Annotated in this window: 12 protein-coding genes; 6 read left to right on the forward strand and 6 right to left on the reverse strand. The window is 63.5% G+C overall.

The genetic code is table 11. The features are described from left to right. Positions 1 to 104: 104 nt before the first annotated feature. A complete protein-coding gene (locus KIP88_RS03345) occupies positions 105 to 1,094 on the reverse strand; it encodes a DnaJ C-terminal domain-containing protein (RefSeq protein ID WP_214486414.1) in 990 nt (329 codons plus the stop codon). 109 nt (positions 1,095 to 1,203) lie between these two features. Beyond that, positions 1,204 to 1,611 carry an RT0821/Lpp0805 family surface protein gene (locus KIP88_RS03350; RefSeq protein ID WP_214486415.1) on the reverse strand — a complete coding sequence of 136 codons (408 nt, stop codon included), beginning with the start codon at positions 1,609 to 1,611 and terminating at the stop codon, positions 1,204 to 1,206. Positions 1,612 to 1,733: 122 nt separating this feature from the next. On the opposite strand from KIP88_RS03350, the gene pdxH reads away from it, so the two are divergent. Both pdxH and KIP88_RS03360 read left to right on the forward strand, forming a co-directional pair. Beyond that, positions 1,734 to 2,375 carry a pyridoxamine 5'-phosphate oxidase gene (pdxH, locus tag KIP88_RS03355; protein ID WP_214486416.1) on the forward strand — a complete coding sequence of 214 codons (642 nt, stop codon included), beginning with the start codon at positions 1,734 to 1,736 and terminating at the stop codon, positions 2,373 to 2,375. 40 nt (positions 2,376 to 2,415) lie between these two features. Beyond that, positions 2,416 to 3,168, forward strand: a complete 753-nt coding sequence (locus KIP88_RS03360) for an SDR family NAD(P)-dependent oxidoreductase (RefSeq protein ID WP_214486417.1) — start codon at positions 2,416 to 2,418, stop codon at positions 3,166 to 3,168. A gap of 117 nt (positions 3,169 to 3,285) precedes the next feature. On the opposite strand, the gene KIP88_RS03365 is transcribed toward KIP88_RS03360, so the two are convergent. Together KIP88_RS03365 and KIP88_RS03370 are read right to left on the reverse strand one after the other, a co-directional pair. Next, positions 3,286 to 3,504, reverse strand: coding sequence for a hypothetical protein (locus tag KIP88_RS03365; RefSeq protein WP_214486418.1), 219 nt, complete (start codon positions 3,502 to 3,504; stop codon positions 3,286 to 3,288). Positions 3,505 to 3,633: 129 nt separating this feature from the next. Further along, positions 3,634 to 4,611, reverse strand: coding sequence for a magnesium transporter CorA family protein (locus tag KIP88_RS03370; protein WP_214486419.1), 978 nt, complete (start codon positions 4,609 to 4,611; stop codon positions 3,634 to 3,636). 431 nt (positions 4,612 to 5,042) lie between these two features. On the opposite strand from KIP88_RS03370, the gene KIP88_RS03375 reads away from it, so the two are divergent. Then, complete coding sequence (locus KIP88_RS03375; RefSeq protein WP_214486420.1) at positions 5,043 to 5,732, forward strand: L,D-transpeptidase; 690 nt, start codon at positions 5,043 to 5,045, stop codon at positions 5,730 to 5,732. A 28-nt stretch (positions 5,733 to 5,760) separates the two neighbouring features. Here KIP88_RS03375 and KIP88_RS03380 read toward each other — a convergent pair whose 3' ends face one another. After that, a complete protein-coding gene (locus KIP88_RS03380) occupies positions 5,761 to 6,912 on the reverse strand; it encodes an extensin family protein (RefSeq protein WP_214486421.1) in 1,152 nt (383 codons plus the stop codon). 85 nt (positions 6,913 to 6,997) lie between these two features. Here KIP88_RS03380 and KIP88_RS03385 point away from each other — a divergent pair, with 85 nt between their 5' ends. Next, positions 6,998 to 8,626 carry a fatty-acid--CoA ligase gene (locus KIP88_RS03385; protein WP_214486422.1) on the forward strand — a complete coding sequence of 543 codons (1,629 nt, stop codon included), beginning with the start codon at positions 6,998 to 7,000 and terminating at the stop codon, positions 8,624 to 8,626. 495 nt (positions 8,627 to 9,121) lie between these two features. Next, positions 9,122 to 10,018 (forward strand): LysR family transcriptional regulator, encoded by an 897-nt coding sequence (locus tag KIP88_RS03390; protein ID WP_249790466.1) that lies wholly within the window; start codon positions 9,122 to 9,124, stop codon positions 10,016 to 10,018. Between the two features lie 137 nt (positions 10,019 to 10,155). Here the strand turns inward: KIP88_RS03390 and KIP88_RS03395 are convergent, their stop codons facing one another. Beyond that, complete coding sequence (locus tag KIP88_RS03395; protein WP_249790467.1) at positions 10,156 to 11,427, reverse strand: hypothetical protein; 1,272 nt, start codon at positions 11,425 to 11,427, stop codon at positions 10,156 to 10,158. Positions 11,428 to 11,941: 514 nt separating this feature from the next. Between KIP88_RS03395 and KIP88_RS03400 the strand changes: the two genes are divergently transcribed. Continuing rightward, positions 11,942 to 12,790, forward strand: coding sequence for a DUF1499 domain-containing protein (locus KIP88_RS03400; protein WP_214486423.1), 849 nt, complete (start codon positions 11,942 to 11,944; stop codon positions 12,788 to 12,790). The last annotated feature ends 7 nt before the right edge of the window (positions 12,791 to 12,797 follow it).

Here is a 12,797-nt window from a genome sequence, read left to right on the forward strand (position 1 = left end):
TTGTTCTCCGGGAAATAGGCCGATTTTTTGGGAAAAATTCCTGCCAGGCCCCGTACTGCTCGACGCGTGTTTTCGTGCCGCGAATCGCGGCCGAATCGCTCGACTCAGCCGAAATCGCTGCGCGGATTATAAGGGTGGCCGTCGCGCCACTTTTCCATCAATGCCTCAAGCTCGGCATCGTTCCCGTCAGGCAGAATTATTCGGGTAGTGACGAACAGGTCTCCGGTTCCCCCCGCTTTGGGCAGACCCTTGCCCTTGAGGCGGAAAATGCGGCCGCTGGAGGTATTTTTCGGAATTGACAGTTCGACCGCGCTGCCGAGGGTCGGCACCCGGACCTTGCCGCCCAGCACCGCCTCATAGAGCGTAATCGGCAGATCCAGCCGCAAATCGCTGCCATCGACCTTGAAAAAAGGATGTGGCGCGATGCTGACCGTAATCAGGAGGTCACCCGGCGGGTGGCCCGGCGCGGTTTCGCCCTGCCCCTTCAGCCGGATCTGCTGGCCGGCGGTGACGCCCGCCGGAATCCTGACGTTGAGCTCCTTGCCGGTCGGCAGACGGACACGCTTTTCCCCGCCCTTGACCGACTCTTCCAGCGACACCGTCATCGCGACATTCAGATCGAGATCGAGGCCGATCCCGCCGGTGTCGAATTCAAAGGTCCTGCCACCGCCCGGACGTCCGCCCCGACCCGCGCCGCCGCGGGCCGCACCGCCGAACATACTGTTGAGGATATCCTCAAAGCCCGCCCCGCCAGCGCCGCCGGGACCGCCACCGGTGCGAAAGCTGTAGGACTCGAAGCCGCCGGGCCCACCGGCGCGGCCGCGCGGGTCGCCGCCGCCAAAGCCGCTACCAGAAAAACCCTGGAAGCGGGGCTTGCCCTCGGCGTCGATCTCGCCGCGATCGAACTGCTTACGCTTGTCCTCGTCGCCAATGATCTCGTTGGCGGAATTGATCTCGGAAAAGCGCGCAGCCGCCTTCGGATCATCCTTGTTGCTATCCGGGTGATGCTTCTTGGCGAGCTTGCGATAGGCGCTCTTGATCGCCGCAGCGCTGGCGCCCCGCGGCACCCCCAAGACCTCATAGGGGTCGCGCATCCGTCAGGTCTCCTTCACGGGAATTCGGTTTTTGAAGCTTAGAGCAATTCGTCCGCTTTGGCTTTATCTGGGGAGCCAGTTGCATTTTTGCAACGGCTGGAAGGCTGGTTTATCCCCTCGTCCAGGGCTTGATCGTATGGATTTCCCATCGACCTTGGCCGGCCTTGCAGGCAGCGCCCTGCAGCCAGCTTTCCGCGCGGCCGTTGACGTAGCTCGCCAGGAAATCCCGGCAGGTGCGCCCGTCGTCCGCGGAATAGGCCTGGGACAGCGGCGTCACCGAGCCGCGCGCGCCGGTTTCCGGATTTGCCCAAGGCTGGCTGGAATCCTTGTCGCCCTTGGTCAGCACGTCGGAGGCGGCGGTGCGTGCAAAGGCGAGATCGCTCTCGGTCGGCACCGGCGGGTTGCCCGGTTGCTTGGCCAGCGAACCCGTGACGTCAGTGGCGTCCATCTTGGCGTAGGCGTCCGGGCGCGACAGGCTGCAGCCGCCCGAGCTGAGACCGATCAAAATCAAGGTCATCGCGGCTCCCGTCGGCCCGATCGCCGATAGGCCAACGCGTCCCCATGCCCTATATAGGGCGAGCCCGTATCGGGGCTGCAACGCGCTCTGGGACGCGAAGGTGCGCAACTGGGACTCCTGACATGACGGACACGACCTCCATCAAACACCCGGCACCGTTAATATCGGGTGATTTTACCGCGGCCGAGGAACCGTTTGCGCTGTTCGCCGAGTGGTTTGCGGAAGCCGTGAAGTCCGAGCCGAACGATCCGAACGCGATGGCGCTGGCCACCGTTGACTCGGACGGGCTGCCGGATGTCCGGATGGTGCTGATGAAGGGCTATGATGCGGATGGTTTCGTGTTCTACAGCCACATCGCCAGCCAGAAGGGCCGCGAACTCGCCGCAAATCCTAAGGCGGCTTTACTATTTCACTGGAAGTCGCTGCGCCGTCAGGTCCGCATCCGCGGCAACGTGTCGCCCGTGACCTCGGAGGAAGCCGACGCCTATTTCGCCACGCGGCCGAAGCAGGCGCAGATCGGCGCCTGGGCCAGCAAGCAGTCGCAGCCGCTGGAAAGCCGGTTTGCCTTCGAGCAGGCGATCGCGCTAGTCGCCGCCAAATACATGATCGGCGAAGTGCCGCGCCCTCAAGGGTGGAGCGGCTGGCGCATTCACCCTTCGCGTTTCGAATTCTGGCACGACCGCCCGTTCCGCCTGCACGACCGCATCGAATTCCACCGCGATGCGCCGGCACAAGCCTGGAGCAAGGTGCGGCTCTATCCCTGATGCCACGAACCTAGACGCTGTTCAAAGCTGAAAGACCCACATGCCCCCTTCATCCAACGCGCCGCGGCGCACGCTGCTCTTGACCGGTGCCAGCCGCGGCATCGGCCACGCCACCGCGATCCGGTTCTCCTCCGCCGGCTGGCGCGTCATCACCTGCTCGCGGCACGCCTTTCCGGAAGTCTGCCCGTGGGGCGCCGGCCCGGAGGACCACATCGAGGTCGACCTCGCCGACCACGCCGATACCACGCGCGCGATCTCCGAGATCCGCAAGCGGCTGGAGAACGACGAGTTGCATGCGCTGGTCAACAACGCCGCGATCTCGCCGAAGGCGCCGGATGGCAGCCGGCTCAGCACCATGGACACCGACATCGAAACCTGGAGCCATGTTTTTCGCGTCAACTTCTTCGCCCCGATCATGATGGCGCGCGGCCTGATCGAGGAATTGAAGCACGCAAAGGGCGCGGTGGTGAACGTTACCTCGATCGCGGGCTCGCGCGTGCATCCTTTCGCGGGCGTCGCGTATGCGACCTCGAAGGCGGCGCTTGCTTCACTCACCCGGGAAATGGCCTCCGACTTTGGCCGCGTCGGCGTCCGCGTCAACTCGATCGCGCCAGGCGAGATCGACACCTCGATCCTGTCGCCGGGCACCGAGAAGATCGTCGAGCAGCAGATTCCGATGCACCGGCTCGGCACACCGGACGAGGTCGCCAAGATCATCTATGTGCTGTGCACGGAAACCAGTTCCTACGTGAACGGCGCCGAGATCCACATCAACGGCGGCCAGCACGTTTAGGAATTGACGGTCTCGTAGGGTGTGCAAAGCGAAGCGTGCCCACCGTTCTTTCAGCGGATCAAAGTGGTGGGCACGGCGCAAGCGCGCCTTTGCCTACCCTACGCGACCTCGTGCCGTTCACTCCGCGTAAAACTTACGCGTCGCGGTCCGCAACGCCGCAGCTTCGAGATTGAACGTGCTCGAACACTCGTCCTCGTTCTCGCCGTCCGCCAGCACAGCACCGCAATGCCGGCAAAGCCGCGTCGAGAACGCCTGCGCCTTGCCAACGACGCGGCCCTGCTGATAGCGCGCAAGATCGATGACGTTGCGTGGCGACATTATGAGTTTCTCAACCATGGGATCCTCGCGGCCTGAGAGACACGTTATCGCAGACAAGTTTCGACCATTCGTTCAGCGCACCGCTCAAATTTTAGCGGTGGAGTTGAGCCGATCTTCGCAGGTGTGGAGCCGCAGGGAACCGCTGCTCTACAGCCACTTCTTCCACCTGAACAGGAAGTACGGCAGCACGGCTGCCATGAGCATCAAGAACAGCGCCATCGGATAGCCGTGCGCCCATTCGAGTTCCGGCATCGCCTTGAAGTTCATGCCGTAGATCGAGGCGATCAGCGTCGGCGGCATCAGGACAACGGCCATCACCGAGAACAGCTTGATGATGTTGTTCTGCTCGAGATTGACGACGCCGAGCATGGCGTCGAGCGTGAAGGTGATCTTGTTGGAGAGATAGGACGAATGGTCGGTCAGCGAGACGACGTCGCGCTGCATGGTCTTGAGCTGCTCGCGCATGTCCTTGGACCATTTGGCACCTTCCACCACCGCCGACAGGAAGGTGACGACGCGGCCGATCGAGACCAGGCTCTCCCGGATCTTCGAGACCAAATCCCCCTTTCGCCCAATCGCGATCAGGATCTGGGAATATCGCTTGGCCTGGCCATGGCGCGCGCTTTCGGGCTCGAAGATGTCGTGGGAGACCTGATCGACCTCGGCGCCGGCGCGCTCCAGAATGTCGGCGCAGCGGTCGATCACCGCGTCCAGCAGTTCCATCAGCACCATTTCGCCCGATATCGCGGGCATGCATGAGCGCGCCAGCTTGTGCTCGACGAGGGCAAACGGCTTCGGCTCGTCGTAGCGCACCGTCACAAGGCGGTGGCCTGCGAGGATGAAGGTAACGGCCGTGGTCTTCGGCATGTCGGTGTCGGATTGGCACATCAGCGTCGCCGTCATGTAGCGGCCGCCGTTCTCGATATAGAGCCGGCTGGAAATCTCGATTTCCTGCATGTCCTCCCGGGTCGGTATCGCGATGCCGGCCAGCCGCTCGACCGCGCGGTCCTCCTCCAGCGTCGGGTTCAACAGGTCGATCCAGACCGCATTGTCCGGCAGCGCCGCCGGATCCGCGGCGGGGAGCTTCTTCAGGGTGGATTCGGAGGGAACAAACACCGAAAACATGGGCAACTCCAGAACGGGGCGGCAGTCTCTTGTCTTGCTCTTGTCTTGACGCGTTTTCTCGACGCGAATCGGTACCCATTTCGCTTGAAAACGCTATGGCTACCCAGCGGCACTAACCCGATTCTGGCAAGCGCTTCATGACGGGCGCATTAACCGCCGATCCATATTTGTGGCAGCGAGGTGGCATCTATGGCGGAGGGGTGGCGTCGACGCGGCCCGGATTTGTCCCCGGCACCACCCCTGCACAGAAACCAAGCGGAACTCACAAAATTTGCGGCACAAAAGCCACAGCCAGCCTTCCGCAGCGCCGAACGGGCACGCAAATGCTGGCATAAATGCCAGTTTTTGCGGATACTGGGATTAATGGAATCGTCGCGTTTTTGGCACAAGATTGTTGCTGCGAACGCCAGATCTTCGATTGGAAGTGTGCCATGTCGTCGCTGAAAGTAATCCTGGGGTTGTTCGCCGTCGGCCTTGCGTTGTCCGGCTGTATGCCGGCAACCACCTATCAGGCCGCCCCTGAAGCCACCCTCAAGCCGAACGACAAGGCGCAGCTCGCCAAGGCGCGCTACGCCGCGGTTAAGCCGGCAGAGCCGTTCCGCCGTGCCATCGTCGACTATCACCGCAAGGAACAGCCCGGCACCATCGTCGTCGATTCCGATAATCATTACCTCTATCTGGTCCAGGATAGCGGCAAGGCGATCCGCTATGGCGTCACCGTCGGCGAGGAAGCCCTCGCGTTCTCCGGCATCGCCAAAGTCGGCAACATGGCGGAATGGCCGAAATGGACGCCCACGGCCGACATCCACAAGCGCATCGAAGGGCTGCCTGCCTCCGTGCCCGGCGGCGTCGACAATCCGCTCGGCGCCCGCGCGCTCTACCTTTACCAGGGTAACAAGGACACCCTGTTCCGCATCCACGGCACCAACCAGCCGGAATATATCGGCGCCTCGATCTCCTCGGGCTGCATCCGCATGACCAACGAGGACGTCATCGACCTCTACAGCCGGGTGAAGCAGGGCACGGTGGTTGTCGTGCTCGAACCCAAGCAGGGCGACTCGCCGTACAATTCCAAGATGGCGCTGCAGGGCGGCGGCAGCAGCGGCCCGATGCCGCAGTAGCCGACGCCGGTTACACCGCAGTCGAAGATCAAGAGCGCCGGTTTTGCCGGCGCTTTTTCTTTGCAGGCTTCTCCTCGCGCGGCGGCGCGGCCTCATCCGATTTCTCGGCATCCGATTTTTCGGCGCCCGGCTCGGCAACAGACTTCGCATCGGACTTCGCATCGGACTTGGCTTCAGACTTGGCACCAGACTTGGCATCGTCCGGTTTGGCGGCGACCTCGCGCGGCGGCGCTTCGTCGGGCCGCTCGGCCGGCAATAGCGGCGCTTTTTGCGGCAGCGAGTCCCACACATCCCACTGGCAGATCCGGTAATTGTTTCGCCGTTCCATCAGGTCGAGATGGATATGGTCCTCGTGGTACCAGTCCGAGCCCGGGCCGAGCACGGTCGAGAACCGCGTGCAGGCGGAATGCAGCACACTTTCGCGCAATCCCCGCGGCACGGTGCGGTCGGTCAGCGAGATCGTGCTGCCGTCGGTGAACTTGAAGGCGCGAACGTCGAGCGCGTTGGCGCGGCCATGTTCGGAAAGCTGGGCGCCGACGATGCGGTTGCGGCCGCGGCACTCGAACGAGTCGAAATTGTCGAGATTGGAGACGGCGGTGCCGAGGCGCTCCGCCAGCGGCGCGATATCACTGCGGATCCAGTTGGCCAGAGCTGCCGCCATCTTACAGCGCAGGATCGCCGCCGGCTTCACCGAAACCTGCCGCTTGTCCGGCAGCACGATCGCCTCCAGCCGCACCAGATCCTCGCCCCCGCAGCCGCCGGCGCCCTTGATGTCGGGGATGCTGGGCGCAATGGCGACTTCGTCCGTCAGCGCCAGCCGGCAGGCCGATGGCTGTGGCGCGGGCTGCGGCGCGGGCGCGGCCTGTTGCTTGGCCTTGTCGTTCTCAGGCGACGCCTGCCCTTTCCGGGCGGGCTCCTCAGGCTCGGCAGATGTCGCCTCGGCGGGACGCGGCTTCGGCAGCGGCACAACCACGTGGCGCGCCTTTCCTCGCGCGCGGGGCTGCAAATGCTTGAACAGGTCGTCCCACGGGGCCGCGCGCGAGGTTTTCGCCGCCCAGGCCGGCTCGACTGGCATGCCAATCAAGAGCACCGCCATGGCAGCGGTAACCATTGCCGCTCCAATGCGGCCAAAGACGCCATTAGCCCATTTTCGGCTTGCTTTCTGCGCGGTAAAGTTCATCTCAATTCCATGAACTTAACCCCGATCCGTCAGCAATGTTCGCGGATCGTGCGGCAACGAATAAACCATCGGGAGGAAAGTGCGTATGCTCGGATTGATGCAAGACTGGCCTTTGCTGTGCCATCGGATTATCGAACACGCGGCGAAATATCACGGCACGCAAGAAGTCGTCACGCGGTCTGTCGAAGGTCCCATTCATCGCACCAATTACGCCGAAATTCATGCACGCGCGCTGAAAGTATCGCAACGGCTGGACCGCGACGGCATCAAGCTCGGTGACCGCGTCGCCACAATCGCCTGGAATACCTGGCGCCATCTCGAAGCCTGGTACGGCATCATGGGAATCGGCGCGATCTGCCACACCGTCAATCCGCGGCTGTTCCCCGACCAGATCGCCTGGATCATCAACCACGCGCAGGACCGCGTGGTGATGGTCGACATCACCTTCGTGCCGATCGTGGAAAAGATCGCCGCCAGCCTGCCCAGCGTCGAACGCTACATCGTGCTGACCGACAAGGCCCACATGCCGCAGACCACGCTGAAGAACGCGGTCGCCTATGAGGACTGGATCGCGGAAGCCGACGGCAAGTTCAAATGGAAGGACTTTGACGAAAATACCGCAGCCGCGATGTGCTACACCTCGGGCACGACGGGCGATCCGAAAGGCGTGTTGTATTCGCACCGCTCCAACGTGCTGCACGGGTTGATGGCCAACAATGTCGACGCTCTCGGCACCAGCGCCGCCGAGACAATGCTGCCGGTGGTGCCGTTGTTCCATGCCAACAGCTGGGGCATCGCATTCTCCGCGCCTTCGATGGGCACCAAGCTCGTGATGCCGGGCGCCAAGCTCGACGGTGCTTCGGTCTATGAACTCCTCGACACCGAGAAGGTCACGCACACCGCCGGCGTGCCGACCGTGTGGCTGATGCTGCTCAATCACATGGCGGCCGGCAATCTGAAGCTGCCCCACCTGAAGAGCGTGGTGTGCGGCGGCTCGGCGATGCCGCGCTCGATGATCAAGTCCTTCGTCGACATGGGCATTCGCGTGCGCCACGCCTGGGGCATGACCGAGATGAGCCCGATCGGCACCGTCGCCGCGCTGAAGCCGCCGTTCGCCGAACTCACCGGCGAGGAGCGGCTCGACATCCTGCAGACCCAGGGCTATCCGCCGTTCGGCGTCGAGATGAAGATCACCGACGATGCCGGCAAGGAGCTGCCGTGGGACGGCAAGACTTTTGGCCGGCTCAAGGTGGCCGGCCCCGCGGTCGCCAAGGCCTATTTCAAGGTCGACAACAATATCCTCGACGACGAAGGCTTCTTCGACACCGGCGACGTCGCGACCATCGACGAGCACGGCTATATGCGGATTACCGACCGCTCCAAGGACGTCATCAAGTCCGGCGGCGAATGGATTTCGTCGATCGACCTGGAGAACCTCGCGGTCGGCCATCCCGCGGTCGCGGAAGCGGCCGTGATCGGCATCTATCATCCCAAATGGGACGAACGTCCGCTGCTGATCGTCCAGCTCAAGGCCGGCCAGCAGGCGACGCGCGAGGAGATCCTGAAATTCATGGATGGCAAGATCGCGAAATGGTGGATGCCCGATGACGTCGCTTTCGTCGACGGCATTCCCCACACCGCGACCGGCAAGATCCTGAAGACCGCGCTGCGCGACCAGTTCAAGAGCTACCGCTTTCCGAACGCGGCGGCGTGATCCGGATCTGTCCCTTCCCTGCCGGGAGGGACAGCCAATCAAAAGAACCGGCGTGAATCACGCTTGAAGTGATTGCACGCCGGTGTTGGCTGGCTGAACGTTTGGTATTTTCGGCAGCTTCACCGAGAAAATCCCTCGGCGCTTTCCGTCCATCTTCTCGATATCAACCGCAGGGTTTTGCGGCAGCGGCCTGTTGGTGAGCGCGGCGGACGGTGATGGCCGCCCAGGCCCCCCGTATCAGTCGAACCGCTGACAGCATCGAAGACGTTATGGCTGCGGCCCGCTGACGGTGCGCGATCGCTGCGTAAACTCCGATATCGATGCTGCCATTGGGATGGCGCAGGACAGCATCACCGCCACCAGGCCGCCTGCGACCGCCGCTCCAGTTATTTTCCGCTGACATCGTCATGGCCTCCATGAATGGTGCAGCATCTTTATTCCTTTCTCTAAGCTTGATAATCCTCTATGGTTTCATTTCATTCGTGAAACAGGTTCATGAATAGCGCTTCCGCCGAGATGAATGCCTTTGTGCGCGTGATCGAACGCGGCAGCTTCGCCGCGGCGGCAGGCGACCTCGGGCTGACGCCGTCAGCACTCTCCAAGCTCGTGACCCGCATTGAGAACCGGCTGGGCGTCCGTCTGCGGACGCGCACCACGCGCCGCCTGGTCTTGACCGCCGAAGGGGAGCTTTTCGTCGCCCGGAGCCGGGAAATACTGGCGTCGATCGAGGCCGCGGAAGCCGAGATCACGGCGGCAAGCCGGGCTCCGCGCGGCCATTTGAGGATCAGTGTCGCAACGACCTATGCCAAACAGATACTCGGTCCCGCACTTCCGCTCTTCCTCGCCCGCTATCCTGACATCACCGTCGAGCTTCTCGTTTCGGACCGGCAGATCGATCTTGTCGCCGAGCAGGTAGATGTGGCCATCCGCTCCGGATGGCTTGGCGACTCGACCCTCGTGGCACGCAAGATCACCGACGCCAGACGCTTGATCTGCGCCAGCCCGCTCTATCTGAAAAAACACGGTTCACCGCGCGTACCCCCCGATCTGTTGCAGCACAATTGCCTGACGCCGACCGGCTTTGCGCAATTCAGTCAATGGCCGTTCCACACCGATGAAGGCATCAACCGGCTCGCCATCTCAGGCAGCTTTGCAAGCGACAATGCCGACCTGCTGCTCGACGCTGCGGTAGCGGGGCTGGGCATCGTGAGATTGGCAGACTTCGTGGTGGCGCGCGCGATACAGGAGGGTACGCTCGTTTCGCTGCTGGAGGACACCCATCTGAGCGAGCCGTTTCCGATCCATGTCGTGACGGTGCCCGGCCGTCACCGCGCGCCACGCGTCAAGGCCTTCACCGAGTTCATCATCTCGCAGTTGGACGATGCGCGGTGACAACGCGTAGCGCCGCCGTTTGCGCCAATTTTCGCGGATAGGTCCGCACACAGCGGCGGAGGCTGGCCTCCGCCTGGCTCACATGATCGGGAAGCTCCGGTGCAATTGACGGGCGCGTGCGACGCGCCGCGTCGAAATCAGCGCGATAGCGCCAGCGCTTCCAGCTTTCGCTGCGCGTCGGGTTCGCCCCATTCCTTTGCCCGCTGATACCACGTGCGGGCCTGCGCGATATCCGCCAGCCCGTCAGCGCCGATCTGCCTGAGCAGCGCCGGATCATAGGTCGTGCCGACGAGCAACGCTGACCGCGCATCGCGCGCTTCGGCGCCGCGCATCAGCAACAGCCGCGCCGACTGGACGTCGCCGCCGGCGAGCAGATCCTGTCCGCGCTTGATCAGGGCAGCGACTTCCCTCGGATCGAGGCTGCGCACGACCTCCGCCTGCGGCGGGGTCGGGATTGCCGACGGCACGGCCGTGGCCACGGCGACCGGCGGTGCGACGGCGACCGGCGGCGGCACGACGACTGGCGGCGGCACCACGGCCACCGGCGGCGCCACGGACATTGGCGGCGGCGCTACGGCGATCCTTGGCGGCTGCGCCACCGTGGCAAGGCTTGGCGCTGCTGCCTGCCAGGTCAGCCGCGTGGAGCTACCGGTGAGAGCCACGCCGCCACCGTCACGCAATTCCGCCGTGACCAGCATCTGGCCGGTGAATCCTTCCGGCGGAATGACCGAAACGCCGGAAATCTCCGTTGCCGGCACGCGCCACTCGCTGGAACCGCTGCGCTTGCCGGACGTCAGCCGCGCGCCGGCAGCCAGTCCGTTGATGGATACGAACGCGCCGGGCGGCGGAGCGCCGACGTGAATTCCGAGCGGCAGAGGATCGTTGGCGAAGCCGCTGCCGTCCTGCACAGCCAGGGTCGCCGTACGCTTCGTTGGCGGCGCCGGCTGTGGCGCCGGGGTAACCGACGATTTTACCGACTGCCAGGCGGCCGCAAGGGACGCACTGTCCTGGCCGGCGGGGCGTTGCGAAGACGGAATGGCCATGACGAGAAGCGTCGCGATGCTCGCCGCAATCGCCACCGCGATCGAGAAGCGGATGACCTGCTGGAGCAGCGCACGCCGACCCGACAGGTCACGGAGCACGGAGGGCGCTTCGACGGGCGCCACGTCTCTCGCCTCCTGCATCGCCTGCGCAACGGCTTTGGTGAACATTTCGGAATCCTGGCGGCGTGGAGGCTTGCCAAATGGCTGCACGGACGGTCCTTCCGTCGGCGTTCGCGGACGCCATCCATCGTTCGGCATGAGCGTCGGGCTCGGCTGCTCGCTGGCCGGCCGCTCCCTCATCTCGCGAGGCGCATAGTATTCCGGATCGTTCGGACCGACATTTCGTTCGTGCTTTGCATCACTCATACTGAACACTCGCCCTGATGGGGCTTTCCGCCACCCCGCGGACGTATGCCGTTGCGCCTATGATCTCTGAAACTCCGGAAGGGCGCAACCGCAAGCTTACGGCTTCGCCCAGTAACATGAACCGGAAGTTGAGATCATCCTGCAGCGCTTACGGCTGACGCCCGCCGTTCCCCCTTGGGTTGGCGTCCGCCGTGTCCCGTGCAGGACAGTCCCGTCTTGCGGCAAATACGACAACCCAGCGGCGAGAGGTAGACGAAAGTTGGACCAACTTCAATATACAACTAATAATCAATTTACAGGGATAGTTAACCGGCAGGGTTGCTGGCATCAGCCCACTGCCCGATTAGTAGCGTTTTCGAGCGAAGTGGACACCCGGTTCGCGTCAAGAAAACGCGTCAAACAAGAAGTATGCCGCACAAACCTTGAAATTCGCGCTCCGCCGTGGTCTCAAGCTGCGAGTTTGCAGCCCGGCCCGCCCGCCGGTCAGACAGACTCCAACCCGGCAGATTTACCGATGGCCCGAAGGTTTTCCGCTCCCTACCAGTCGGAGCCCGTGTCCAGCCTCGCCACCTGGTCGCGCAACCTCGCCATCTTTGCCGTGATCGCGGTGGTGGTCTCGATCCTCATCGTCCGCTTCGGCTTCCTGGAGATGAAGCCGGCGCTGGCGACCTTTTTCGGCGCGCTGGCGCTTGCGGTTCTTTCCATCCTGGTCGGCCTCGCCGCCTTTGCCGCGATCTGGCAGAACGGGTCGCGCGGCATGGGCCGGATCCTGCTGGCGTTCCTGATCAACACCATCCTGCTTGCCTACCCGGCCTACCTCGCTTTGCAATACCGCAAGCTGCCGCCGATCCATGACATCACCACCGATCCGATCGATCCGCCGCGCTTCGAGGCGCTGGCGCGGCTGCGCAGCGGCGAAGGCGCCAACTCCGCGGTTTATGCCGGGCTCTATTCGGCCGAACAGCAGCGGATCGCTTATCCCGATATCGAGACGGTGGAGCTCGAAGTCCCCCCGCAGCGCGCCTATGAGGTGACGCTGGCGCTGATCACCAAGCGCAAATGGCTCGTGATCGACGAACGGCCGCCGCAGCCGCCGCGCCGCATCGGCCGCATCGAGGCGGTGGCGCGGACGCCGATCATGGGATTCCGCGAAGACATCTCGATCCGCATCACGCCCGACGGCGAGGATTCGCGCGTCGATATCCGTTCCTCCTCACGCTATTTCGAAAGCGACCTCGGCAGCAATGCCGCACGCGTCTCCAAGCTGATCGAGGAGATCAATTCGGCCGTTGACAACGCCAAACCGGCGCAGAAGAAGCCGCAAGCGCCGGCGAAGGCGCCGGCGAAGACAGTGAAGAAGTGAGAGGGCG

It is taken from the genome of Bradyrhizobium sp. SRL28 (assembly GCF_018596315.1).
GTDB lineage: Bacteria > Pseudomonadota > Alphaproteobacteria > Rhizobiales > Xanthobacteraceae > Bradyrhizobium.